The following is a 23,448-nucleotide window of genomic DNA, read 5'->3' on the forward strand; positions in this document are numbered from 1 at the left end:
ATCGGTGCTCGCTGGTGTGGCGGCCATGACGGTGGCCACTACGGTCGGCTCCGCTGCGATGGCGACGCCCGCGTACGCGGCGGCGGCTGCTGACCCGCTGCCGCTGCCTGCCTTACGGATCCCGCAGGCCGATCTGGGTCTGGAGCAACAGCCGGACGCCAAGATCCAGTGGCTACAGGACGCCAAGCTGGGCATGTTCATCCACTGGGGACCGTACGCGGGCCCGGCCAACGGCGAGTGGTACATGCACAACGCCGCGGTCACTCCGGCGAATTACCAGAAGTACGTCACTGACGCGACGAGTCAGCAGTTCACCGCGGATGCCTACAACCCGGCGGCCTGGGCGCAGCTGGCGAAGGATTTCGGGGCGAAGTACGTGACGCTGACTACGCGTCACCACGACGGGTTCGCGCTGTGGCCGCTGAACCATCCCCATGCCTGGAGTTCCGGGCAGGCACCGCTGAACCGTGACTTCGTCAGGGACTACGTGGCGGCGGTGCGGACGGCCGGACTGAAGGTGGGCCTGTACTACTCGCCGATCAACTGGCGCTACCCCGGCTACTACGACGTCTACGGCACCAACTGCGCCCCCAACCCCTGGAACTACACGACCGATCCGGCACACAAGGAGAACGCGCGGATCATGAAGACCGAGGTGTACCAGTCGATCAAGGAACTGGTCACCCAGTACGGCGTGATCGACGACCTGTGGTGGGACGGCGGCTGGATCGCCGAGCAAGGCACCGACGCGGCCGGTGCGTTCTTCTGGGAGCCCGGCCAGTTCCGCGACACAGCCAACCAGTGGCAAGTGGACGCCGTGTACGGGGAGACCGACGCGAGCGGCAAGCCGCTGGGCCTGATGGGCATGGTCCGCAAGCACCAGCCCGACATCGTCGCCACCTCGCGCTCCGGCTGGAAGGGCGACTACGACAGCGACGAGGGCCCGGGTGTCCCGAGCGGGGCGATCCGCACCGGCCGGCTGGTCGAAAAGGTCTTCAGCGTCGGTGGCACGTGGGGCTATTCCAACACCCCTGTCATGAGCTACAGCAACGCGATGAACATCCTGGTCAACTGCTGGGTGCGGAACATGACCGTGATGGTCAACGTCGGCCCTGACCGGCACGGCACCGTCCCCGACGCGCAGGCCAGCCTGCTGCGGCAGATCGGCACCTTCATGACCGCCTGCGGCCAGTCCGTCTACGGCACCCGCGGCGGCCCGTGGAACCCGGTCGACGGTCAGTACGGCTTCACCTACAAGGACAGCACCTTCTACACCCACCTGCTGCCCGGCTACAGCGGCACCACCTTCACCACCCCATCCGTCGGCGACGCCCAGGTCACCCGGGTCTTCGACGTCCGCTCGGGTGCCGGCCTGTCGTTCTCGGTCTCCGCGGACGGCCGGGTCACCGTCAACGGCATCGACCGCACCACCCACCCCCAGGACAGCGTCATCGGCGTCGTCCTCGACCGGAGCGTGCAGCCGGCCGACACCGCCGCCGGCAGGACCGCGACCGCCGACAGCGAGGAGACCTCCAAGGGCAACACCGCGGCCAAGGCGGTCGACGGGGCCACCGCCACCCGCTGGTGCGCGAACGACGGCAGCACCGGCCACTGGCTCAAGGTCGACCTCGGCTCGACCCGCTCACTGACCGGCGCCCGGATCGCCTGGGAGTCGGACCAGACCAACTACCGGTACAAGATCGAGGGTTCCACCGACAACAGCGCATGGACCATGTTGGCCGACCTCACCGCAACGACCAGTACCAGCCAGGTCCAGGTCGCCCAGTTCCGCACCCAGGCACGGTACGTCCGCGTCACCGTCACCGGGCTGCCCGCCGGTGTGTACGCCTCCATCCGCAACCTGGAGATCTACGACCGGCCCTTCGGCGCCGACCTGGGCACCTACAAACTGGTCAACCGCAACAGCGGTAAAGCCCTGGACGTCAGCGGTGCCTCCACCTCCGACGGCGCCACTCTCATCCAGTCGTCCTGGAACGGTGGCCCCAACCAGCAGTGGAAGCTGATGCCCAACTCCGACGGGTCCTACCGGCTGGCCAATGCCAAGAGCGGCAAGGTCCTCGACAGCCCCGGCAACTCCGCCCAGGGCGCGAACCTCGACCAGTGGACCGGCGACGGCGGTGACAACCAGTCGTGGCAGCTCGTCCCCTCCGTGACCAGCGGCTACTACCGGCTCGTGAACGTCCGCAACGGCTGGTGCGCCGACGTGGCGAACGCCTCGACCGCCGACGGCGCCAACGTCATCCAGTGGCCCACCACCGGCGGCGCCAACCAGGACTGGCAGATCCTCGCCCTCTGAGCTTGGCTCTGTCGGGGATCTTGGGAGTTTCGCGCTGCCACCTGCGCAAGCACAGCCGAGACACCACACAGCCGCTGAGCACCCTCGAAATCAGGTGACCAAACCCAGACAGATTCCCTCAACGACGCGATCCGGGCCTGGCTGCACGGCTTCCCGCGCGGCAACCGCGCATCGCATGCTTTGGCCGTACTCTCGCCTTACAGCCCGGCGCGTCAATTCACGGGCATCATTCCGCCCGTCGGGACGCGTGTCAGACTTTTATTCCGAACAGTTTTTCCGCATTTCGGAAGGCGATTTTCTCCTTGGCTTCGCGCGACAAAGCGACCGCCCGGAACCAGTCGGTCTGAGTTTTCATGTTTGCAAACGGGTAGTCGGTTGCAAACATTACTCGATCCACGCTTATGTACTTCAGCAGGAGATCGAGCAGTTCAGTCTGGGGGAATGCGCTGGTCGTGAACCAGAAGTTGTCATGGAAATACTGCTCGAATGGCCTGTCCAGGCTACTCTCGGTCACTTCGCTCATCTTCTCCACGATGCGTTTGTAGAAGAACGGAAGGCCCTCTCCCATATGGCCGATGATGATCTGGAGCTTGGGATGCCTGTCGAACACCCCTGAGGTGATCATTCGGAGGCACTGGGTAACTACTTCCTGGTGCCATCCGTATGCGGAGATGCTGAGAACCTGATCCTGGAACTCCTTCTGATATTCCGGCCGCATATTGCTGTAGTAGATTTGGAAAACTTCGTCAGGCGGTAGGCCCGGATGGCTGTATATCGGCACATCAAGGGCTTCGGCGCGTGCCAGCAGGGGCTCGAAGTCGGGATGGTCGAGGAATTTCTTCCCGATGATTCCGTTGGTCAGGCATCCCAGGAAGCCATCTTCCCGAACTGTGCGTTCCAGTTCGTCTGCCGAGGCCTCCGGACTGTGCAGTGGCAAGGTTGCAAATGCCTGAAAACGTCCCGGATGGGTGGCCATCGGTCCATCGACGAGCATCTTGTTGAGACGATACGCAAAATCGATGCCCTTCCGGCCTGGCACATTCTGCACACCTGGCGTATGTGCGGAGAGGATTTGGACGTTGAGCCCCGCCTCGTCCATCGCACCGATGCGGCGCGGGCCGATCTCGGCAAGACCAGTGTCCTCGAGGAACAGCCTGTCGTTCAGCACCATCAACTCATGGGTGGAGAAGGTCTCTTCCGCACCGATGAAGGGCAGGTCCTGGTCCCGCAGTGAAATTTCCGAAGTCTCGTTCGCTCCCGCGCGGGATGCGATGGCATGCGTGGACAAGCCGCCACCGATGCCCAGCGCCGTGCCGGCCAGAAAGCCGCGGCGTCCCATCGTGAGGCGCTTCAGAGGGTTTGCGTCGGACGTCATGTCTGTTTCTCCTCAGCTGTTTGTGTGGTGCGGTATCCGTGCGGCATCCGTCCGCACGGAACTTCCGATCGCCCTTTCGCCGTCATCAGGCGCGCCCAGGTGTCCGCCCATGCCGCGTCTCCCTCAGGGGCCTTCGCGTCCCGCACGAGCACCGCGGCAACGCCGCCCGGCGGTGCCTCGTACACGACGCCGTGGTGCTCGATGGCATCGTTCTCCGGCCCGAATTGAGCCCGGCCAGGAACGCCGTCTAGGTCGGGCGCAGATCCATCACCTGGCACCGGTACTCGTCCGAGCCACCGCCCTCCAACGGCGCGCCCGCGTGCGCGCTGTGCAGTCCGACCGCGGCGGCCCCACACTCTTGTCGACTTGCGACCCGCAGGCGCCGACGGCACACTCCGTAGCCAGCGCCATGGCGGCCGCCCCGAACCTCAACCGCCCGGGCGGCGCTCTCCCTGACGGCGCTGCGTCGACTGCCATCACCAGGCTCCTCCATGCGGGTCGCATCGCTCATCGGGATGCCTACTTCGTACCGAGCGAACCTGAGACGACTGTTAATGCGGTGCTCAGGCCCGTGGGCCGAACCATGTGCCCAGCACACGCACCAGCGTGGTGGCGTCGAGGCCCTGCCCGCCGGGCGAGGCCAAGGCGACGAGGCCGTCGGGCCGGATCAGCAACGCGTCGACGTCCACCCGGTCCGTGCAGGCAGTGAGAGCGCTGACCGTCCGGTCCACGCGGCCACGGCGTCGCCGGCCCGCGTGCGGTCGACGAGGCCAGCAGGAGCCGCCGCCCCTCACGCAGCAGGCCGGCCGACCGGGTCACCGCGGTGACGACGGACGCGTCGGACCGCTCCAGGTTCAGCTTCATGTTCGGCACATGGAGGGCTGGCACGGACAGCGTGGCCGGCAGACGCGGCCCACTGCCGCCCAGTTGCCGCGGCACCCCGCCGGGGAAGTTGGGCGTGCCTCCAGCAGCACCCGGCGGGCACGGCGGGACTCGAAGGCATGGGGAACTCCAGGATAGTTGATCTTGTGCGTTGAGGCATGGTGAGCTGACGGATGCGGCATCAAAGCGGTTAGCGCCGCTGTTGCCGTGTTGGCTGCCCTGAGGCCTGACTGGGCGTCATGCATGGATGCTTCCGTGCGCCGTTCCGCGGTACGAGCGGCGCGTCTACCTTGTGCTCGGCGGCGGGCGAGCATCATTCGAGATCACGGTCTCGTGCTCCATCCGGCCGTAGCACCGCATTGCCGTTCACCAAGGCTGAGACGGGGTGTCGGGCATGACGAACAACGATGTCGGGCCGGCGAAGCGGCAGGGCCGACGCGACCTCCTGATCTGGTGGGGGCCTCGGCTGCTGTTCCTGCTGGGGACCCTCGTGCTGACCTCTCAGTCGGTGCGCGGGGTTTCCGCCTCGACGCTGGCCTGGACCCTGCTCCTCTTCGCTCTGTGCAGCCTCGCCTTCGTCGTTCGGCAGCTGTGGAAGGGCACCGAGGCCGGGGCGGGAGACAGCGCCCCGCGGTGGCTCACCTGGGCGGGAATCGGGCTCAGCGCCGCCGGAGCGGTGATCCTGGTCCTCTCCCTGACGGCCGTGGAGATGGACGGGCTGTCTCTCGTCGGGGCGGTCGTGTTGCTCCTCGGACTGGGCTGGCTGGTCGAGTGGTGGCGCGGGTACGGCACCAAGTTGCTGCCGTGGGGCGCGGGACTGGTCGGGGGCGCGGGCCTGATCGTGGTCGTCGGCGCGTTCCTCCTGCCCGGGGCCAGGGGCGCCTGGTCCATGGCGCTGCTGGCCGCCCTGGGCATGGCGTTCTTCGTTGCACTCCCGCTGGGACTCAATGTGCTGTCGGCGTGGGGCCTGCGTTCGCTGCGGGTACTCCGCGCCTCCGGCTCGGGCCGCACAGCCCGGCGTCTCTCGATGGCGGGCGCTGCCGTCGTGGCCGCGGCCGGGGCGTTCGTCGTGTGGCTGGTTCACGCCGACTGGGTCCTGACAGCGGTGCTGGCCGGCTTCGTGGTGCTGCTGTTGCTCGCCATCGTCAGCAACACCCACGCCGATGTCGCCCTGGTCCTCGCGGGGCTCTGCCTGCTGGCCGCGGCCCCTCCGGAGCATCAGGCGTCCGACGTACTTCCTGCCGCGCGCGGAGAGCACGTGCTGGTGGCGCTCGGCGACTCCTACATGTCGGGGGAAGGGGCGGCCAGTTACGTCGCCGGCACCAACGACGGCGGTGGCGACGAATGCCGTCGGGCGCCATCGGCGTACGCGGTGAGGGCGGCCTCCCGAGGCGCGCCGTTCGACGGCCTGGTGTTCCTCGCCTGTTCCGGCGCGCGCACCTTCAATGTGGTGGGTTCCGCTGACCAAGGTCACGCCCGAGCGCAGAAGGGCGAGCCTGGCACCCAGATCGATCAACTGGAAGCACTGGGAACGTCGTTCCGGCCCGCGCTCGTGATCCTTTCCATCGGGGGCAACGACGCCGGCTTCTCCTCGGTTGGGACGGCATGCATCGCACCAGGTGACTGCAACGACCGGAAGTCCCTTTTCATGGGCAACCTACCCAGCGTGCGAAGTGCCCTGACGGAGACGTATCGCTTGCTGAGGAGGCATCTGCCCAGCGATGTTCCGGTCGTCGCGGTCCCCTACCCCCAACCGATCGCCGACACCCGCACCTGCAACGGCGTCGCCCTGACGAAGGCCGAGCGTGACTTCATCCGCACGTTCCTCGTCGCCCTCAACGACACGGTGGAATCGGCGGCCGAGGAAGCGGGCATCCTCTATCTCGCGCCCATGGAAGACGCACTCAAGGCAGCACACCTGCAGTTGTGCGACCGGCGGAAGGCAGCGGCCGGCATCAACTTCCTGGACGTCAGGTCCGTGAGCGGACTCTCGACCCAGCGTTTCAACCCGGGCAAGTGGCTGCACAACAGCCTGCATCCGAACGAGCGCGGGCATGAGGCGATGCGTGCCGTGTTCGAAACTTGGCTGACGGCACACCCGCAGATCCTCGGCGATGCGTCGGCCGAGCAGAATGCCGCCGACGCCCGCGCCACGTCCGTCCGTGCAGCCGTGGCCGAGCCCGAACCGCCGTGCAGTCTGGCCGAGATCACCGGCACGGACTGCCAATTGCAGCTCCGCGACTGGGAGGTGCGGCAGGTTCTCAACCGCTGGCTACTGCTGTTCGGAGTCGCCGTGGCCCTCCTCCTTGTCTGGCTCGCGGGCATCGCCGTCGTCAGCCTGCTGCCGAAAGCCCCATAAAGCCTGGTCAGTTGCGTGCTGAAGGCAGGGCCGGAACGGCAGGAGCCCGGTCACACGCTGAGCCCGTCTCCCCCTACGCCATTCGACCACCGCGTGCGGGAGGTCGATGGCGAGCCAACAGGCCCTGTGTGGCGGATGAGTTGAGATGTCGAGCAGCTCCCTCAACGGCTCAGGGTCGGTCCCTGTGTGTTGCGGCCCGCTGCCCGTCGCCCGACGAGGGCCAGTCTGAAGGAGCTCAGTGGGCCAGGCCTGGTGATCGTGTCCCACGGCACGGAGCGAATCCGGTCAATCTGAGCCCGGCGAGGTGCTGTGGCACCATCCCCGTTGTGGATGACGTGGACTGGTCCGGCTTGTTCCATGCAGCGGGTCCCGCCGGCGACACGCCGCGGCACCTGGCAGCTCTCCTCGGCGAGGATGCCAGAGCTTCTGTCGACGGGTACGCGCACCTGTGGTCGACGACGCTGCGCCGCGAGGGCAAGGCATGGCCCGCGACAGCGCCCACCGCGATGCTTGTCGCCGAGCTCTTGGACAACCCGCTGCTGGGACTCGACGATCCCTCGCTGCCCGATGCCATGCTCGCCTATCTCTACGTGGTCGGCGTCGCCGCCGACCTCGGCGGGCAGGCGACGGAGATCCGTGCTCGGGTCCAGAACCACACACCGGAGCTGCGGGCTTGGACGGCCGCGTACGTGGCCGCTGACGCGGATAGCCGGGCCCGGATGTGGCAGGACGACACAGGGCTGGGTGAACTCGTCCTCGATCAAGCGGCGCTCGCCTGCTTCGACGTGGTTCCCGAGCTGCTGCGGCGAACACTGCCACACCTCGCGTCGGAACGTACCAGGCGCAGGACGTGTGCGGCCGCCGCGGTGGGGGCACTGGCCCGGCATCCTGCGGCCGCCGCACAACGTGCAGAGCTGCTGAAACAGCTGACATCGATGGCCGTGGCCGCCGATTCGTCGCACGACCTGGCGACGATGGTGATCGCCATCGGTCACCTCGGCGGCGACACGCGCCCCTGGCTGGCCGACCCGCATACAGGCGTTCGGGCCTGCGCCGCCCTGGCACCCGACCTCGCCGGCAACGACACAGCGGAACACTTGCTCATGGAACTGGAGCGGTCGCCACAAGCGTTCAGCAGGTCCTTCGGCGACATGGCTCCGCCCCTGCAGCTTCAGTCCCAGTCGCTCCCCGACTTGCTCGCCGGGCGATGCGCGCGCTGATGCCCGATGTCAGCGACCGAGAGTTACGGTCACGGCACAGTGAACAGCCCCGTCTCGGTCTCTGTCAGGGTCCCCCGTCCGGCGGGCCGTTCGAGCTTCAGGCGGACGTTGTTGATGTTGCTTGGTGCGATCTCCACGTCCACAGAGCGGAGATCGTGGAGCAGGTAGCGCCACTGACAGCTCGTCCGGTCTGGTAGAAGATCGCGTTGGCGCCTTCCCGGAGATCGCAGGCTCCCCATACCGATCCGAAAGGTCACTCGGAACGGTCTTCGATCCATGGCCTCGGAATCAACGCCCTCTCAGGGCTTCGTTGATCCCAGGCTTTCGCGCCGATTGGCATTGAAGCGCGCCTTCTTCTGACGATTCCCGCACGTGTTCATGTCGCACCATTTGCGGGTGCGACTTTGGCTGCTGTCGAAGAAGGCGGCTCGGCAGGTTGGAGATGCGCACAAGGCCAGTCTCCCGTCTCGTTCGCCCGCGATGATGCTGATCGCGTCGGCGGCGATCACGCTGAGGGCATCTTCCACGCAGGAAGCCGAGCTGAGTCGCCATTGCCGCTCACCGTCGGGCGTCAGGATCGCTGCGGCCCGGCCCTGAGCGCTGCAGCCATTGATGACCTGGACAGCGGACGCAGGCAGAGCAACCTGGAGCGCGGTCGCTGTCGCGGCGGCGTGAATCGACTCCCTCAGTTCCCGAGCGAGGTCGAGCTGGGCAGTGGTGCAGGAGTCCACGGCGAGGCCGTTCACCGCCAGCCAGTCAACGAGTCGGTGCGGCACGGGAATTCGCTCCACCGCGTTGCCGTGACGCTCCGACAGAGTCCCCGTGAAGCTGGTCGCCAGCACGTTCCCAAGGCGGAAGTCAGGGAATCCAGCACGCATGGAACCACCTTAGCCGGTTACACGCAGGCAGGGGGACGCGTAGAACCGTCTTAGACGGTTCGCGAAGGTTCGCAGCCGGTTCCGCGATGACCAGGAGGCCTCATGCCCCGCCTACCCAGCGACGTGCAAGCTTTTGAAGCCCACGCGCCTGACGCCGACCTCGACGATCTGCGCACGCGACTGGCCGCCGCGCGGCTACCGGAGGCCGAGACAGTCCATCACTCCGCGCCCGACCCCCGCCGATGGGAACAGGGCGTTCCGCTCGCCGACCTCGTCGAGGTCGTGAACTACTGGCGCACCGGCTACAACTGGAAATCGTTCGAAGCACGCCTCAACCAGATCGGCCAGTTCCGCACGACCATCGATGGTCTCGGGATCCACTTCCTGCACCGTCGCTCCGCGCACGCAGACGCCACTCCCCTGATCCTGACGCACGGCTGGCCGGACAGCATCGCTCGGTTCATCGACGTAGTGGACGAGCTGGCGGATCCGAAAGACGCGGACGCGCCGGCCTTCCACGTCGTGGTTCCGTCGCTGCCCGGCTTTGGTTACAGCGACAAGCCGACCACCACCGGATGGGGAACCGAAAAGATCGCGGCCGCATGGGTGAAGCTGATGGGAAGGCTCGGCTACAGCAGGTTCGTAGCCCACGGAGGCGACTGGGGAGGCAATATCACCACGGTCCTCGGCGGCAGGTTCCCGGCGCACGTACTCGGCATCCACACAACGTCCGTGGAGGCACCGCCCGGGTTGACAACGGACGTGCTGACAGCGGTCGAGCGCAAGTGGACCGAGGAAACCCGCGATTTCTGGCACCACCGCACGGCGTACGCGAAACAGCAGGCGACGCGACCACAGACCATCGGCTACTCGCTCGTCGACTCACCGGTCGGGCTTCTCGCCTGGATCCTCGACAAGTTCGCCGAGTCGTCAGACACCGAAGACAGCCCCTTCGAGACGATTTCCCGCGACCGCGTTCTCGACGACGTCACGCTGTATTGGCTGACGCGCACCGGCGCATCGGCGGCCCGCATCTACTACGAAAGCCACCGATCGCTCGACCCCGAACTTCGGGTCGACGTCCCGTCGGCACTCACCATGTATCCCCGCGACGTCGAGAAGTGTCCGCGCCCCTGGGCACAGGAGCGGTTCCGGCAGATCGTCCGGTGGTCGTTGCCCCAAACCGGGGGACACTTCCCGTCGCTGGAGGTTCCCGAGTATTTCGTGAAGGACCTGCGAGCGGGCCTCGCGGCAGTGCTGGCCACTCATCGGTGAACGCAGCTCGGTGCCGGTGCTCGATCACCGCATGGCCCAGGTGCACTTCCCAGCATCGAGAGTTGCCACCCCGTGCGGAGCCACGCCCTCCACGAGATACCACGAGATCGGTCTTGGCAGCAGCAAACAGCACGTGAAAATCACGGTGACGACCAGCACCGGAGTTCACGGGGGACTGTCAGTGACGGGCAGAAGAACAGGGAGATCGCTGCTGCGCTGCGGGTCAACGAGCGGTCCGTGGAGCGGTGGCGCCGCCAGTGGCGCGAGCGCGGCGAAGCGGGGGCCCTGTCGAAGGGATCGTCTGGACGACCGAGGCTCAACGAGAAACAGAACGCCAGGCTGGCACGGGAGTTAGAACGCGAACCGCTGGTCCACGGCTGGGCCGACCAGCGGTGGACACTGGCCCGGAGCAAGACGCTGATCGGCCGGCTGTTCCACGTGAGCTACACGGTGGAGGGCACCTGGTTACTGCCGAGGAGGCACGGCTGGTCCTGGCAGCAGCCCGCCCGGCGGGCAATCGAACGCGACGACCAAGCGGTCGAGGTCTGGAAGAAAGAGACCTGGTCGCTGGTAAGAGCACCGCGGCGGCGTGCAACGGCTGGATCGTCTTCAAGGACGGGGCCGGCCAGTCGATGACGCCGCCGCGTGCGAAGAGCTGGGGGCGCAGAGGCTGCACCCCGGTGGTCCGGGTGCGCGGCCGGGGCTCGGGCCGGGTGTCCATGACCGGGGTGACCTGCTACAAGCCGGGAATCGATCCCGGATGTTCCACTCGATCCGCGAGTACCCGGGCCGAAAGGCGAGCCGAAGGGCATCGGCTGGCGCGACCTGCGCGACGTGCAGGGCAGAGTACATATCCAGCTCGGCGGCCCGATCGTGCTCGTGCGGGACAACCTACGCATGCACCTTGTCGAACCCATGAGGCAGTTCATCGCCGACCACGCGGACTGGCTCACGGTCTTCCACCTGCCGAGTTACTCGCCGGAACTGAACCGGACCTGATCGACGGCTGCCTGGCCGGCACCGGCCTCACCATGGACGGTTGACCGGCATCACGCATACGCCGTTGGGGCGAAGTCTCAAGCCAGCGGGATTCCGGCCCGACCCGGAGGAGGGACAGCCAACGTTGTGACAGGTCATGCAGCTGGACACGTAATTCCGTACGAGGTGCAGGGCAGCGGTCCGGAGCGGGTCCTCGCACTCCACCACTGGCTCAGCGACAGGTCGAGTTTCGCCGATCTGCGGCGGTACCTGGACGGAAGCGCGTTCAGTTATGCGTTCGTGGACTGCCGTGGGTACGGCGAGGCGATGGACACCCCCGGCACGTACACGATGGAGGAGATCGCGGCGGACGCACTCGCCGTGGCCGACCGCCTCGGCTGGAACACCTTCTCGGTCATCGGTCACTCCATGGGCGGCAAGGCTGCCCAGCTGATGTTGCTGGACGCCCCCGCGCGGGTCCGCTCGATCGTCGGCATCTCGCCGGTACCCGCGTCCGGGTTCCCACTGGAAGGGGAGATGTGGGACCTGTTCGTCGGGGCCGTGGAGGATTCCGGCAACCGCAGGACGATCTTTGACGTCACCACCGGTAGCCGGCACGACGATGCATGGCTGGATGCCAGAGTGAGCGGCTCTGAACGCTCCTCGTCGGCAGCCCTTCGCTCGTACCTCGAATCCTGGACTCGTGGCTCGGACATCCACGAGCGGGTCGAGGGAAATCCAACCCCGGCGCTTGTCGTAGCCGGTGCGAACGACCCGGCGATGGGCCCCGAGACCATGCGGTCCACCTGGATGGAGTGGTATCCGAACGCGGAACTCGAGGTCTTCGACGACGTCGGCCACTTCGCCCCGGAGGAGAGCCCGGAGGCCCTGGCGACGGTGGTCGAAGGATTCCTCGGCCGCCACTGAAGTTGTGTCGGCCTGATAGCGCAGACGTTGCGGCCCGCTGGTCACTTGCCAGCTTCTTCGTTCTCCCGCGCTCGTGAAGGCACGGCGCAGGCGCCGGAGCTGGATCATGTAGGCGGGTACAGGCGCGGGAAGCCCCGTCGGACGTAGTCCTCAGCCGACGCGGTGACGAACGCCAGCGCGCCGTAGCGACCGTGGGCCAGGAGCATGAGGACCGTACAGACCGTCAGCGCGTGGATCTGCGCCGCCATCGGAGACTTCACAAGCCAGCCGGACAGGCCTGTGTCCGCGGTGACCCCCTCGCGTTCCGCGGTCGTCATCACGAACTCGCAGTCCACCGGTGCCAGAGTCGCGACCGCATCCAGCACGGGCACGGGCACGGGCACGGGCATCGACAGCTCACCCAGATCACCGAACGGCATGTCGTGCTCCAGCACCTGCTAGGGGATGCGCGTAGCCACCCTCAATCCCAGGCGGAACCGATCATTTGTCCGTTCCCCCGAGGGCCTGGGGCGAGACGGTGAACCTCCGCCAGACCGGGGCAGAGTGGTCGACGCCGAGGAAGGTCTGGAAGTCCCAGAAGACACCTCCGTCGAGGCGGCCATACGCATCGCCCGGACGGACGGGCTTGTTGAGAGGGTCGTGCTCGTTCTCCCAGTCGATGTCCGCGTATCCAGGGTCGTCGATGTCGTAGTGGGTCAGATAGCCCCGGGCATGCTCGATGTTCAGGTTCAGAGCCGGGAACTGGGCCAGCAGCAGGTCGGGGCGCCCCTGGCACGGAAGATCGTCGAAGAACGAGCCGATGATGCCGGTCTCCTGCTGGAACTGGTCGATTGTTGTGCCGTGATGGAACAGTTCGCAGCCCCAGAAGTCATCGTCGTAGATGAAGACCAGCAGGCCCGGGCAGTCGTAGACGCGTGAGACGTGAAGCTGGGCGCTTCGGCGCAGGACCCACTCCCAGCCCCGGGTCCATTCCAGCACGGTCCAGTCGCCGCGCCGCTCGTGCAGGGCGTAGGAATCGAGGTTGATGTCGTGGACGTCTTCCAGATGGAGCGTGTGCTCCTCCTGGTGCCAGAACTCCTCCAACGCGGCGTACACCTGCTCATGGTCGACGCCGTAGAATAGGTTGACGCGCTTGAATGTGCCCATGTGTGCCCCCGAGGCATGTGGTCGACGCCGGTGGGCGCTCTCGCCTGAAGAATGACGCAGCCGCTCGGCCGGGGCTGGTGACCTGGCCGCCGGCGGCGTCCGCCGATGTTACAGATGCCGAGATCCGCTACACACCGATTAATTGCATGCATATGTCGATGGGCGGCAACGTTTGTCGATAGTGACGCTCCCTCATGTTCTTGTTGGTCGACGCCGTGGTCGGTTATGGACGGTGATGGTGCCGGTCATGCAGACCGGTACGGCCGAGCCGGATGCGAACTACTCCGGAGGATGATCCTGCTCCAGTGACTCCGCGCGACCGCGATCTCAGATGTTGCGCCAGAAACGCCTTCGGATCCCACTCGTCAGAAGTGCGGCCCGACAGCGGGATGTGAGACCAACGCACGTGCCGCGATCTGCAGTTGCGCTTCCCATACCGCCACGTCGAGCCCCAACGTGTACTCGATGCAACACACGCACGCCGGAAGGAGCGCCACAAATGCTTGCTCCTCAGCGGTCTCGACCTCCATCTCCGACCACTCGTCCGACGCCAACTCGGCAAGCTCCACCTCCCCGGCGGTGAATCGCGCGGCCAGCCTGTGCAGCGCGTATCGCCGGGCCAGGTGGCGATCGGGCAGAGCGATCCCCAATTCTTCAAGAGCCTGCCCGAATGCGTCACGGATGTCCCGGGGGTCCGCATGGCGCGGCAGACCGGCGAGCTCGCACAGGGTCGGCGTGTCCATTCCCATCGCGAGTGCCTGGGCCGCGGTCATCGGCAGGTCTTCGGGACCCACCTGATCCGCCTGATACAGCCACGCTGCCTCGACCAGGGGCGAATAGGCGCCGCGGACAGGGCTGTCAGGTTCGGGTGAGTCGTCTATCGCTGCCATGATTCATACGATGCCAGCATGGCTCGCGAGAGTGCCCGGAAGCTTCGGCTGTCCCGACAAACCGCCGACATCATGCCTTCCTGGCGAACTGCTTACAAGCGCGCCCCGTCACTCGCGGGTCGGGAGGATCGGCCAGCCACCCGGTCAGAGGCTCGGTGCCGGCTTGGAAGGCACTGACCTATGAGGTCTCGTCGTCGACAACAGCTCTGACAGCGTCGATGTCATGGGTGGCGTGCTCGGTGCCGTATCAGCAGGCCACGTTGTCCGCCGCGTCGACGGCGAGGTGGCGTTGCACCGTCCATACGACAAGGGCGCGGTCAAAGGGACGTTGCCGAAGATGCCTCGATGCCTGGGCAAGGGCATGGGTCGATCATCTGTGCTCCCCGGCTCAGGCCGCAAAGGGCAGGAAGTCCAGCGGCGAGGGCTCGTTCGCGGTGTGGGCGACGCTGCCGGGCAGGATCGTGATGAGGTAGTGCCCGGTGAACGCCGCACGCCTAACCATCGCGCGGATGTGCGGCCGTCAGGTGGGCCGGGACAGGGGCTCGGGCGTCCGGACTCGTCTGTGACCCGATGCGACGACGCACCTCGACCCACCACAACCAAGAAGGTGCTGGTCGACAGGCTCAACGACGTACGCGGTAGCGGATGTGAGTGGCCTCCGGCGTGTCGATCACCCGGAGGATCTCCAACTCGATCTGTGCCGGCAAGACATCGAACAGGCGACGGCCAGCGCCGAGCAGCACCGGGATCTGATGGATCTGCACCTCATCCAGCACCCCGGCCTCAAGTGCCCGTTGCGCCGTGTACGCGCCACGCACCTGCACATCCCTGTCCCCGGCGGCGGCCTTGGCCTGTGCCATCGCGCTTTCGATCCCGTCGGTCACATAGGTCACCAACGGGTACCCCCAACGCGCGGCGGGGCCGGGCGGGCGGTGACTGGGCACGAAGATCGGGAGACCGCCGTGATCACCGCCCCAGTGATCCATGAGCTCGGCAGTGCGTCGTCCCGCGAGCACCGCGCCGGCTGCGTTCCATTCGTCCTGGAATTGCGCGGCCGGCCCGGACAGCGGGCCGGACTCGCCCTCCGGGTCGGCCCACTTGTGCAGTCGTTCGCCATCGTCGCCGCCTAGAAAGTCGTTTGGATCGGCGATATATCCGTCGACTGACATCGACATGTCGAGCACTGATGCGGGCACTTCGACCCCCTGTGGGTTCGGTCCAGACTGATTCGACTGTGCTGTAGACCCGGCATCGCGGCATTACTCATCGGGCATCGCGGTGGCAACAGCCCACGCGAGCCTGGGTGCCTCTTCAGTCACCCTCACCATCTGGGCCGTGTATCGCAATTGCAGCCCGGGCGTGAGGAAGAGCGGCTACTTCAGCGGCTTCGCTGACTGTCGGTCCGCTGCGGGCGCGAAGGCGGGCTCGAGGAGGTCGAAGATTTCCTCCACTGCGGCCAGCGGGTTCTCGGCGTCCCGGGCCAGGGAGTAGGCGTCCAGGGTGAAGCGGGCGAGCGCACGGCAGGCGGTGGCGGACGTGGGTGCCTCGGGTCTGAGGCGATGGCGGAGACGAGGGCCTGCTCGTGGCGCGCCTGCATGTGGGAGGCGTAGCCGCGCAGCGCGGCCGAGCTTTCGACGAGGGTCCAGAACGCGATGGACTTCGGGGTGGAGAACCATCGGGCGGCGTTGAGCACCTCGGCGCGCAGCGCGTTGAGCAGTGACTGATCGGAGCTCCGGTTCGCCACGGCGTCGACCAGGCGTTCTTCGTGGTGTTCGTCCTGGTCGAAGACCAGTGCCTCCTTGGAGGCGAAGTGTGCGAACACGGTGGTCACGGCGACGTCCGCTTCCTCTGCCACGTCGCGCATGCCCACTTCGTCATAGCCGTGTTCCACAAAGAGGCGCAGCGCGACCTCCGCGATGTTGTTCCGCGTCGGCCCTTCTTGTGCCACCTTGGCCCGCAAAGGGGTGAAGGTGCGCATCGTCGATGCTCAACCCGGGCCGCAGATCGGGAGTCGGGGCAAGGGCGTCCAGCCGCGCACGCTCGAACTCCTGTACGGCTTCGGTGTGGCAGGGCGCTTGCTCGCCGCCGGACGGACGCGCCTGGTGATCCGATACGTAGACCCCGACGGCGGCGTGCACGAGCACGACATGACCAAGGGTGTCGAGCCGACACCGACCACGCCGTTCGCCCGCCCGGTGGTTCTGCCGCAGTGGCGACTGGAAGAATCCCTGCGTGACCTGCTCGCGGGGTACGGCGCCAGGGTCGAGTTCGGCACGAGCCTGGTCGGCATGCGGCCCGGCGATGACGACGTCACCGTCGAACTCTCCTCGGGCGAGCGCTTGCATGCCGGATGGCTGGTCGGTGCGGACGGCGGGTCCAGCACCGTCCGCAAGCTCGCGGGCGGGTCGTTCCTCGGGGTGACCCGCAAGGAAGGGCAGATGCAGCAGGGCGCTGGCGGCGTAGAAGCCGTTGCGCAGTGCGGTCCAAGGCAGGCCGGTGGCGCGCAGGAGGTCCTCGGTCTGGGCGTGGTCACGGCATGCCTGGAAGCGGGAGTCGTGGGAGGCACCCATCTGGCTGGTGTACAGGATGCGGCCGACTCCGGCCTTCACGGCGGCGCCGATCGCGGCGCGGTGGCCGGTGAGGCATTCCTCGCCCGTGCGGTCGAGGGAGACGAGCAGCAGCTGCTCGGCCCCCTCGAAGGCGTGGACGAGTGAGGCGGGGTCGTCGAAGCTGCCCTGCCGGACGCGGACGCCGCGGTCGGCGAGGTCCTGGGCCTTGCGGGGGTCGCGGACGCTGACGCCGACGCGGTCGGCGGGGAGTCGCTCCAGGAGGCGCTCGACGGTGCGGCGGCCGAGTTTTCCAGTGGCTCCGGTGACGATGATCACGGGGTTCTCCAAGCGGTGTTTCCAGTGGAATCAATTGAACGATAACACTGAAACTAACACTGGAAGCGCGATTCCGATATCATCGATACATGTCTCTCCGCGACACCACCGACAGCCCCCGCCGGCGCATCATCGAGGCGGCCATCGAGCTGCTGGAGAGCGGCGGCCCCGACGCGGTGAGCACCCGTGCCGTCGCCGCCGCGGCCGGGATGCAGCCGCCGGCCATCTACCGCCACTTCGGCGACAAGGACGGGCTGCTGGAGGCGGTCGCCGAGCACGGCTATGCGCAGTTCCTGGAGAGCAAGCGCGCGCAGCTCGACCCCGCGCCGCAGGACCCGGTGGAGGAGCTGCGCCGCGGCTGGGACATGGTGGTGGAGTTCGGGATCTCGCGCCCCGAACTGTTCGCCGTGATGAACAGGGCCACCGGCTCGGCGTCGGACGCGGCGCACCGCGCGGGCCTGGAGATCCTCCGCGGCCGGGTGCGCCGACTGGCGGCCGCGGGATGGCTGCGGGTCGACGAGGAACTGGCCGTCCAGATCATCCAGGCCACCGGCCAAGGCGGGGTCACCACCTGGCACTCCACCCCCGCAGAACGCCGCAATCCGGCGCTGCTGACCGTCCTTCGCGAGTCAATGGTCGCCGCAGTCACCCGCGCCGAGCCGACGGTCCCCGCCGCGGAGTCCGGCCCCGCCCCAGCGGCCCGCGCGCTGCGCGCCGCCCTCCCCGACGACGCCGACGTCCTGAGCGACGCCGAGCAGCGCCTGCTGCGCGAGTGGCTCACCCGCCTGGCGGCGGAGGTGGCATGCCGCAGGCCTGATCCTCCGTCAGCCGACCTCGTGCAGGTCGCGGCCCGCGAGCATGGACCAATCACCAAGCGGCGCCCGCCGAGATGAGGCCGTGGGCGACCACACGGCTCCGGCTGACATCCCCTGCCCACAACGCGCCGCCAACCTCGACCACCTCTTCACCGCCCACTGTTCAACGCTTGTGGCCAACACACCTAGTACTCCAGCAGCGGTTCACTATCTGGCCTGGTCAGAGGCATCGTCGGGAGTGTAGTTGGCCGTTGGCATGTCAGGGACGGTCTTTCCGGACCGCCCCTCCAACGAAGGACATCGTCGTCGGTAGTGACATTGCCGGGCCACGGCCTGACGCCTTCGCCGCCATCGCGACCATCTGAGCGCATGGACGCGAAGTGGCGGGCGGCGCCGGTGGACGGGGCCAGTTGCCAGGAGCCGAATTCGGGGTGGCCCGCCGCGATGTCGATGTCGAGCAGAGGGCGGATGCCGGGAGGAGCAGCAGCGACAGCGGGTTCGTTGACTGTCCCCACCCGGCGCTCAGGGCTGGACAGACCTGCTCACCGTGATCCCCGCCCTCGGTTGAGAGTGTGATGTCAGCGGCGGCCTGACCCAGCCCGGCGTCAACGCCCGCGCCCCCACACCGGCTCGACGCCGAAATGCCACGGCACTGGCGCGGGCTTACGCCGTAAGCTGCGCCGATGCCTGCCGCCCCGCCGGCCCCCCGGCACGCCGCCGTCGAAGTCCTCCTGACAGACCTTTACGCCGCGCCCGTCAAAGTCGACGCCTGGGAGCGCCTGGAGCCCTGGGCTGTCGCGCGTGTGACGCTCGGCGGCGCGAACGTTCCCCGGACCGTCATTGTCAAATGGGCACGGGCCTCCCCGGCCGAGAGCCGCACCGAGCTGACGGCGCTGCGCTTCCTCTCCGGCGACCTCGGCCTCGCCCTCACCCCCTGCGTCATCGCCGCCGATCTATCGGCCGGGCTCGTCGTCATGGAAGACCTCGCACCCCGCACCGCGCTGGACCATCTGCTCCGCCGCGACGGCGCTGCCGCTCACGTCGACCGGCTGGCCGCCTTCGCCCGCGCCCGCGGCGAACTGAGCGCAGCCACCGTCGGCCGTGCCGACACCTACTACGCGCGACAAACGGCCCTCGGTCCGATCGATCCGGCGGCTGACCAGGGAACCCGGTTCGCCCGGCTCCGGGACGAGGCCTACGGACACGCCGCAGCTCTCGGCACACCCATCACTGGACCAGCTGCGAACGAACTCGGCGACGCACTCGCCGAGTTGACTGATCCCGGCCCCTTCCTGGCACTCACCAACGGCGACGCCGAGACCAACAACATCCTCCTCAACGAGTCCGGCCCCACCGACGCCCGCCTCATCGACTTCGAGCACGCCGGCTACACCCACGCCCTCATCGACGCCGTCTGCCTGTATGTCCCCGGCCCTGCATGGATGTCCGTGGGCGACCCCGTCGCCACCGGTCTTGCCGACCACTACCGCCGCGCCCTGGCCCGTGGCGTGCCCGAGGCCGAGGACGATCGCCGGTACGGATTCGGCCTGGCCGCAGCCTGCATCTCCTGGGCGATCGTCCGTCTGCAACGGTTCGCCTTGCTCGACACCCGCTCGCCCGGCGACCCCAGCCGACCTCAGCTCATCGAGACGCTGGAGGCCGCGGCCCGCACCGCCGAGACTCATCGAGCCTTGCCCCATCTCACCAGCTGGGCCCGCCGCACAGCCGACCTGCTGCGCCGGCGCTGGTCCGGCGGGGACCAGGAGTTCACCGGCCGCCAGACCGCTTTCCCGCCCTACACACCACGCGGCTGACCACGGCCGTCTCGTTGCGCAACACAGGACAGCAGGGCTCCTGACCAGCAACATCCGCGCCGAGTCGTGGGGTTGACCATGCCTCACCGAAGGCACAGCTCACCCACTTCAAGCTTCTGCGGTGCGGGGATGCTGGTCGGCAGCCCCTCAACGGACGTCAACGGGGCGGTCCGCCTGAGCCGGGTCTGGCTCCGCACAGACGGGAAGACGGGAAGACGGGACGACGGGAAGCTGCTCGCCGTTAAATCGGCATGCCAGAAACTCCCGCTCGGTGTGATCATGCTGTCCGTCGACAGAGCGGGGAGAGCGTATGGCCGGCCTGACCGTGACGGTGTGTCTGCCGCCCGAGGTCGCAGACGATATTGACGGGGCGCTCACCACCGCCCTCGCGCCGTTCGACCAGAACGGTGACAACCCCCCGGGCCGCGGTATGTGGGATTCACGCCGCATCCTCGGTGGCAGCAACGGTCGGGGATTCGCGGTCGTCCGCGGATACGAGGACGATTCCAGGCTGATCCACGACGAGCCCCGATACGACGGCACCCCTGCTCCCAGCGCTCCAGGAGTCTGTGCCGGTGGACCGCGTGCCCTGCTCGACTTCTCACGGCCGCAAGCCGCTTCCGAACGAGCGACGGCCGCGTCCTGGGACCTGTGGCAACGTCTGTCTGGCGTCCACCCTCCAGCCCTGCCCCTCAAGGTCTTCGTCGACCGTTGGCGAGATGATCCCGACGCGTTCCCGGGCGGCCCCTGGGACGACGGGATGGTGGCCGCCTACCGAGCCCAGCCACTGATCAAGGCATACCTCGATCACCCCTGGAGCCTCGGATTGGGCTTTCCGGGCGCCCCGTTCCATACGGAGCATCCCGTTATCGGCTTCTCCCGCAGCCGTGCTCACTACATCCGTGAGCTCTCCTGGAAGCTTCCGCCGGACACTGACGTACTCACCGTGGACGGCTGGTGGCGCGAGAGCAACGGAAGTGCCGTTCACGCGTCCTGCGACCCGAAAATGTGTCCTCACGATCCCCCGGGGCCCGCTGTATGGCCGGGCAGCGAGACCTACCTGTCGCAGCTGCCCCCCGCCACGGTCTTGGTACGGGTGCACTGCCACTGCTGATGCCCCCACAAAGGTCGTGCCAGTACCTTCAAGCAGCACTGTTTGCCCACCGGTTCGGGACGCAGTCGGCAGTCAGTGGCGTCATGCATGTTCGCGGGAAATGACGTCACTGGTGGTCTGTCATCCGCCGGTGGTGGCCAGCAGGAGGCCGGAGGCGATCAGGCCCGCCTCGACGACGAGGACGAAGACATGGGAGGGCAGCCGGTCAACGATCTTCTTGCCCATCCAGGCCCCGGCCGCGCCGGCCGGGGCGAGGGCCAGGCCGACGGCGGCGCTGGTGGCGGTCAACACAGCGGCGGCACCGAAGACGATGAGTTTGGTCAGGTGCATCACCACCGCGGATGCGGCCTCCGTGCCGATGTAGGCGCCCCGGATCAGGCCGCGGGCGAGGAAGAACGGGGCGACCATCGGGCCGACGGAGCCGACCAGCGCGGATCCGAAACCGGAAACGGCGCCAACGGCGGAGAACGCGCGGTCGTCGAGCCGGGCCGCGTGCAGTTTGAAGCGCCGCCAGGCGACCATGACCAGCAAGAACACGCCGACGGCACGAGTGAGAGCGGGCAACGGTGCGGTGGCGAACACCAGCGCCCCGGCTGCGGCAGCGGGGATGGCCCCTGCGGCGAAGATGCCGACCAGGCGCCGATCGACCTCGCGTCGGTTGAACCACACGCGGCTGCCGTTGCTGACCAGTTGGGCGACGGTCAGGACCGCGACCGCGCCCCGGGTACCGAGGACGGCCACGAACACCGGCAGCAGAAGCACCCCGCCGCCGAACCCGGCCACCGCCGACAGTGCCGCGGTGGCGAACGTCGCGGCCGCCATCACGACCGCCAGCGGCACCATCTCCATGGCAGCGCATTCTTCCCGTCCCCTTGGGCCGTGGGCCGCCTCGGGGGTGTCAGACCGCACAGGAGAGCAACGGGTCCGGCGGGCGACCTCCCGTGAGGGCGGCGGGCCATCGGGCCGGGGGTACGGCCCGGCCCATGCCAAGGCCGGTGCGCTCCGCACTGATCCGCAGGGCCGCCATGTGGTCGGCCGGGCTGTTCACCGATTCTCTGCTCGCCGACGGGGCGGTGACCGACGCCCACTGCACCGCCCTGGCACCGGCAACCTGGACAACCGCACCCCATCGGCGCGGATCACCGAAGTGGTCGTCGCCGTGGTGACCACGGTGCTGGGCCAGGCTCACACTTCCCTGGCGCTGGACTGCCTCCGCGACCAGAACTGTGGCGACACCAACACCCGAATCACCGACCATGCCGACTTCACCACCCCCACGCTCGGTACGTCGACCCCGAGTACGTCGTGGCCGCCCCGGACACCACGAGCACGGCACACCCGCCAGCACTGAAGTTGAGCAACGACGCGGCGCCCGCCGTAGAGCGCCAAGGGACTGAGTCCCGCCGAGCACGGCGAGTGCCGCGTAGATGCGGTGACAGGAAATCATCATCTCAGCTTCTGAATCCGACAATTGACAGTTGTTGGACTTCTGGATGGCTGATTTCTACAGTGACCACGCGGCGTCGATCAGCACCCGCTGACGGAGGAAAACACATGCGACATCGCCCTCGCACCGGTCGTCCTCCCGATCCCCGGCGCCCGTCTGGCCGCCTGATCCGAACCGGAGGAAATCCGTGAAGACCTTCACCCTGCCCGGCACCGACATGGTGGTGCCGAACGTCGTCCTGGGACTCATGCGGATCCAGGACAAGACCGACGACGAGGTGCGCACCCTTGTGAGCACCGCCCGCGACTGCGGCATCACGTTCCTCGATCACGCCGACGTATACGGGTCGAGCCTGCACGGCTGCGAGCGGCGTTTCGCCGAGGCGCTGAAGCTGACGTCGTCCGAGCGCGAGCAGTACGTCATCCAGTCGAAGGCGGGCATCGTCCCGGACGGGCCGTACTTCGACTTCTCGTACGAGCACATTGTCGAGTCGGTGAACGGCTCACTCGCGGCGCTGGGCACGGACTAACCTCGACATCCTTCTGCTGCACCGGCCCGATGCGCTCGTGGAACCGGAAGAAGTCGCCCGCGCCTTCGACGAGCTGTCGGCGGCCGGCAAGGTGCGCGCGTTCGGAGTGTCCAACCAGACCCCGCGCCAACTCGATCTGCTCCGCAGGTACGTCACCCAGCCCATCGTCGCGAACCAGCTCCAGCTGTCGATCACACACGCACCGATGATCGCGCAGGGCATCGCGGCCAATATGCAGGGGCTGGACCAGTCGGTCGTGCGGGACGACGGGATCGTCGACTACTGCCGTCTGCACGACATCACCATCCAGGCCTGGTCGCCCTTCCAGGCCGGGTTCTTCGACGGTCCCTTCCTCGGCTCGGACCGCTATCCCGAGCTGAACGTCGTGGTCGATCGCCTGACGCACCAGTACGGCGTCCCGGCCGAAGCAATCGCCGTCGCCTGGATCACCCGCCATCCCGCGCGAATGCAAGTCGTGCTCGGCACGACCACCCCCGAGCGCGTGGCCGCCGCGGCACAGGGCTCGGATCTGCCGCTCACGCGCGCCGAGTGGTACGAACTCTTCCGCGCCGCCGGTTACACCGTGCCGTAGGCCCC

17 protein-coding genes and 4 pseudogenes are annotated in these 23,448 nt (G+C 67.5%); 11 read left to right on the forward strand and 10 right to left on the reverse strand.

Annotation, left to right across the window (positions count from 1 at the left end):
* Nucleotides 1–25: 25 nt before the first annotated feature.
* Complete coding sequence (locus tag EJC51_RS02600; RefSeq protein WP_244362402.1) at nt 26–2,317, forward strand: alpha-L-fucosidase; 2,292 nt, start codon at nt 26–28, stop codon at nt 2,315–2,317.
* 250 nt (nt 2,318–2,567) lie between these two features.
* Here the strand turns inward: EJC51_RS02600 and EJC51_RS02605 are convergent, their stop codons facing one another.
* Both EJC51_RS02605 and EJC51_RS47610 read right to left on the reverse strand, forming a co-directional pair.
* Nucleotides 2,568–3,692 carry an amidohydrolase family protein gene (locus EJC51_RS02605; RefSeq protein WP_126269500.1) on the reverse strand — a complete coding sequence of 375 codons (1,125 nt, stop codon included), beginning with the start codon at nt 3,690–3,692 and terminating at the stop codon, nt 2,568–2,570.
* Between the two features lie 563 nt (nt 3,693–4,255).
* The gene (locus EJC51_RS47610) at nt 4,256–4,423 is read right to left on the reverse strand and encodes an aromatic-ring hydroxylase C-terminal domain-containing protein (RefSeq protein WP_166682812.1); all 168 of its coding nucleotides are present in this window, start codon (nt 4,421–4,423) and stop codon (nt 4,256–4,258) included.
* 545 nt (nt 4,424–4,968) lie between these two features.
* Between EJC51_RS47610 and EJC51_RS02610 the strand changes: the two genes are divergently transcribed.
* Nucleotides 4,969–6,933, forward strand: coding sequence for an SGNH/GDSL hydrolase family protein (locus EJC51_RS02610; RefSeq protein WP_126269501.1), 1,965 nt, complete (start codon nt 4,969–4,971; stop codon nt 6,931–6,933).
* Between the two features lie 326 nt (nt 6,934–7,259).
* Entirely contained in the window at nt 7,260–8,153 is an 894-nt protein-coding gene (locus EJC51_RS02615) for a hypothetical protein (RefSeq protein ID WP_126269502.1), read from the forward strand.
* A 299-nt stretch (nt 8,154–8,452) separates the two neighbouring features.
* On the opposite strand, the gene EJC51_RS02620 is transcribed toward EJC51_RS02615, so the two are convergent.
* Entirely contained in the window at nt 8,453–9,031 is a 579-nt protein-coding gene (locus EJC51_RS02620; protein WP_126269503.1) for a CGNR zinc finger domain-containing protein, read from the reverse strand.
* A gap of 102 nt (nt 9,032–9,133) precedes the next feature.
* On the opposite strand from EJC51_RS02620, the gene EJC51_RS02625 reads away from it, so the two are divergent.
* The 3 genes and pseudogenes from EJC51_RS02625 to EJC51_RS02640 all read left to right on the forward strand — a co-directional run bounded on the left by EJC51_RS02625 (nt 9,134) and on the right by EJC51_RS02640 (nt 12,211).
* Nucleotides 9,134–10,306, forward strand: a complete 1,173-nt coding sequence (locus EJC51_RS02625; protein WP_126269504.1) for an epoxide hydrolase family protein — start codon at nt 9,134–9,136, stop codon at nt 10,304–10,306.
* Between the two features lie 96 nt (nt 10,307–10,402).
* Nucleotides 10,403–11,296: pseudogene (locus EJC51_RS49515) on the forward strand (IS630 family transposase); the annotation flags it as partial.
* A gap of 135 nt (nt 11,297–11,431) precedes the next feature.
* Nucleotides 11,432–12,211: an alpha/beta fold hydrolase gene (locus EJC51_RS02640; RefSeq protein WP_244362411.1), complete on the forward strand. Its 780-nt coding sequence runs from the start codon at nt 11,432–11,434 to the stop codon at nt 12,209–12,211.
* A gap of 104 nt (nt 12,212–12,315) precedes the next feature.
* Here the strand turns inward: EJC51_RS02640 and EJC51_RS02645 are convergent, their stop codons facing one another.
* The 5 genes from EJC51_RS02645 to EJC51_RS02665 form a co-directional block, all read right to left on the reverse strand.
* Complete coding sequence (locus EJC51_RS02645; protein ID WP_166682813.1) at nt 12,316–12,630, reverse strand: hypothetical protein; 315 nt, start codon at nt 12,628–12,630, stop codon at nt 12,316–12,318.
* A 61-nt stretch (nt 12,631–12,691) separates the two neighbouring features.
* Nucleotides 12,692–13,357, reverse strand: a complete 666-nt coding sequence (locus EJC51_RS02650; RefSeq protein ID WP_126269506.1) for a hypothetical protein — start codon at nt 13,355–13,357, stop codon at nt 12,692–12,694.
* A gap of 365 nt (nt 13,358–13,722) precedes the next feature.
* Nucleotides 13,723–14,247 (reverse strand): hypothetical protein, encoded by a 525-nt coding sequence (locus EJC51_RS48185; RefSeq protein ID WP_208870678.1) that lies wholly within the window; start codon nt 14,245–14,247, stop codon nt 13,723–13,725.
* A 623-nt stretch (nt 14,248–14,870) separates the two neighbouring features.
* Entirely contained in the window at nt 14,871–15,443 is a 573-nt protein-coding gene (locus EJC51_RS02660; RefSeq protein WP_126269507.1) for a dihydrofolate reductase family protein, read from the reverse strand.
* Nucleotides 15,444–15,625: 182 nt separating this feature from the next.
* Nucleotides 15,626–16,225, reverse strand: a complete 600-nt coding sequence (locus EJC51_RS02665; protein WP_341870633.1) for a TetR/AcrR family transcriptional regulator — start codon at nt 16,223–16,225, stop codon at nt 15,626–15,628.
* On the opposite strand from EJC51_RS02665, the pseudogene EJC51_RS48550 reads away from it, so the two are divergent.
* Nucleotides 16,164–16,610: pseudogene (locus EJC51_RS48550) on the forward strand (FAD-dependent monooxygenase); the annotation flags it as partial. The gene EJC51_RS02665 and the pseudogene EJC51_RS48550 sit on opposite strands and share 62 nt — an antisense overlap.
* Before the next feature lie 72 nt (nt 16,611–16,682).
* On the opposite strand, the pseudogene EJC51_RS02675 reads toward EJC51_RS48550, so the two are convergent.
* Nucleotides 16,683–17,132 (reverse strand): annotated as a pseudogene (locus tag EJC51_RS02675) (NAD(P)H-binding protein); the annotation flags it as partial.
* 89 nt (nt 17,133–17,221) lie between these two features.
* Between EJC51_RS02675 and EJC51_RS02680 the strand changes: the two are divergent.
* The 3 genes from EJC51_RS02680 to EJC51_RS02690 all read left to right on the forward strand — a co-directional run bounded on the left by EJC51_RS02680 (nt 17,222) and on the right by EJC51_RS02690 (nt 20,875).
* A complete protein-coding gene (locus EJC51_RS02680; RefSeq protein WP_244362414.1) occupies nt 17,222–18,025 on the forward strand; it encodes a TetR/AcrR family transcriptional regulator in 804 nt (267 codons plus the stop codon).
* Nucleotides 18,026–18,630: 605 nt separating this feature from the next.
* Entirely contained in the window at nt 18,631–19,761 is a 1,131-nt protein-coding gene (locus EJC51_RS02685; RefSeq protein WP_126269508.1) for a phosphotransferase family protein, read from the forward strand.
* A gap of 310 nt (nt 19,762–20,071) precedes the next feature.
* Nucleotides 20,072–20,875: a hypothetical protein gene (locus EJC51_RS02690; RefSeq protein WP_126269509.1), complete on the forward strand. Its 804-nt coding sequence runs from the start codon at nt 20,072–20,074 to the stop codon at nt 20,873–20,875.
* A gap of 120 nt (nt 20,876–20,995) precedes the next feature.
* Here the strand turns inward: EJC51_RS02690 and EJC51_RS02695 are convergent, their stop codons facing one another.
* Nucleotides 20,996–21,724 (reverse strand): sulfite exporter TauE/SafE family protein, encoded by a 729-nt coding sequence (locus tag EJC51_RS02695; protein WP_126269510.1) that lies wholly within the window; start codon nt 21,722–21,724, stop codon nt 20,996–20,998.
* Nucleotides 21,725–22,509: 785 nt separating this feature from the next.
* Between EJC51_RS02695 and EJC51_RS49380 the strand changes: the two are divergent.
* Nucleotides 22,510–23,443, forward strand: a pseudogene (locus EJC51_RS49380) (aldo/keto reductase).
* Nucleotides 23,444–23,448 lie beyond the last annotated feature (5 nt).

It is taken from the genome of Streptomyces aquilus (assembly GCF_003955715.1).
GTDB classification, from domain to species: Bacteria; Actinomycetota; Actinomycetes; order Streptomycetales; family Streptomycetaceae; genus Streptomyces; species Streptomyces aquilus.

Coding starts and splice junctions, on each gene's coding strand:
- EJC51_RS02600 (WP_244362402.1), top strand. CDS start 26: ATGACGGTGGCCACTACGGTCGGCTCCGCTGCGATGGCGACGCCCGCG.
- EJC51_RS02605 (WP_126269500.1), bottom strand. CDS start 3,692: ATGACGTCCGACGCAAACCCTCTGAAGCGCCTCACGATGGGACGCCGC.
- EJC51_RS02610 (WP_126269501.1), top strand. CDS start 4,969: ATGACGAACAACGATGTCGGGCCGGCGAAGCGGCAGGGCCGACGCGAC.
- EJC51_RS02620 (WP_126269503.1), bottom strand. CDS start 9,031: ATGCGTGCTGGATTCCCTGACTTCCGCCTTGGGAACGTGCTGGCGACC.
- EJC51_RS02625 (WP_126269504.1), top strand. CDS start 9,134: ATGCCCCGCCTACCCAGCGACGTGCAAGCTTTTGAAGCCCACGCGCCT.
- EJC51_RS02645 (WP_166682813.1), bottom strand. CDS start 12,630: ATGCCGTTCGGTGATCTGGGTGAGCTGTCGATGCCCGTGCCCGTGCCC.
- EJC51_RS02650 (WP_126269506.1), bottom strand. CDS start 13,357: ATGGGCACATTCAAGCGCGTCAACCTATTCTACGGCGTCGACCATGAG.
- EJC51_RS48185 (WP_208870678.1), bottom strand. CDS start 14,247: ATGGCAGCGATAGACGACTCACCCGAACCTGACAGCCCTGTCCGCGGC.
- EJC51_RS02665 (WP_341870633.1), bottom strand. CDS start 16,225: ATGCGCACCTTCACCCCTTTGCGGGCCAAGGTGGCACAAGAAGGGCCG.
- EJC51_RS02680 (WP_244362414.1), top strand. CDS start 17,222: ATGTCTCTCCGCGACACCACCGACAGCCCCCGCCGGCGCATCATCGAG.
- EJC51_RS02685 (WP_126269508.1), top strand. CDS start 18,631: ATGCCTGCCGCCCCGCCGGCCCCCCGGCACGCCGCCGTCGAAGTCCTC.
- EJC51_RS02690 (WP_126269509.1), top strand. CDS start 20,072: ATGGCCGGCCTGACCGTGACGGTGTGTCTGCCGCCCGAGGTCGCAGAC.
- EJC51_RS02695 (WP_126269510.1), bottom strand. CDS start 21,724: ATGGAGATGGTGCCGCTGGCGGTCGTGATGGCGGCCGCGACGTTCGCC.